1 protein-coding gene is annotated in these 896 nt (G+C 41.2%); it reads right to left on the bottom strand.

The window, feature by feature from the left end:
• Positions 1-896: Ig-like domain-containing protein (locus DMB68_RS23135; RefSeq protein WP_317047386.1), on the bottom strand; the 896-nt coding region annotated here is incomplete at both ends.

The following is an 896-nucleotide window of genomic DNA, read 5'->3' as shown; positions in this document are numbered from 1 at the left end:
GCAGCAGTTGTCCACATTGGCGCAGTAGTATCCTGAATAGTGATTGTTTGTGTAAATATGGTTGAAGTATTCAAACAAACATCTTTTGCTTCCCAGGTATTGGTATAAGTTCCGGAGTTGATACAGGAACCAGCCATAAAGCTTCCGCTTGTTTTGTTATAAGTTACTGTTCCATCACAATTATCGGTTGCGATTGGAGCGGTAGCCTGAGCGTTTGCCAAAGCAGTAAGATCACTACATCCCAGAGTTACATTCAAAGCATTAGCAGCAGTTGTCCACATTGGTGCAGTTGTATCCTGAATTGTAATTACCTGAGTGAAAGTGGTTGATGAATTGTTACAAACATCTTTTGCTTCCCAAGTATTGGTGTAAGTTCCGGATTTGATACAGGAACCTGCCATAAAACTGCCGCTTGTTTTGGTATAGGTTACAGTTCCTCCACAATTATCGGTAGCTATTGGTGCAGCTGCCTGAGCGGTAGCCAAACCTGAAAGATCACTACATTGTAAAGTTGCATTTAAAGAAGCTGCTGCTGTTGTCCACATTGGCGCAGTAGTATCCTGAATAGTGATGGTTTGTGTAAATATGGTTGAAGTATTCAAACAAACATCTTTTGCTTCCCAGGTATTGGTATAAGTTCCGGAGTTGATACAGGTACCTGCCACAAAGCTTCCGCTAATTTTGTTATAAGTTACTGTTCCATCACAATTATCGGTTGCGATTGGAGCGGTAGCCTGAGCGTTTGCCAAAGCAGTAAGATCACTACATTCCAGAGTTACATTCAAAGCATTAGCAGCAGTTGTCCACATTGGTGCAGTTGTATCCTGAATTGTAATTACCTGAGTGAAAGTGGTTGATGAATTGTTACAAACATCTTTTGCTTCCCAAGTATTGGT

Origin of the sequence: Flavobacterium hydrophilum (genome assembly GCF_003202405.1) — a bacterium.
GTDB lineage: Bacteria > Bacteroidota > Bacteroidia > Flavobacteriales > Flavobacteriaceae > Flavobacterium > Flavobacterium hydrophilum.
This window is presented reverse-complemented; position numbering and strand designations above follow the sequence as displayed.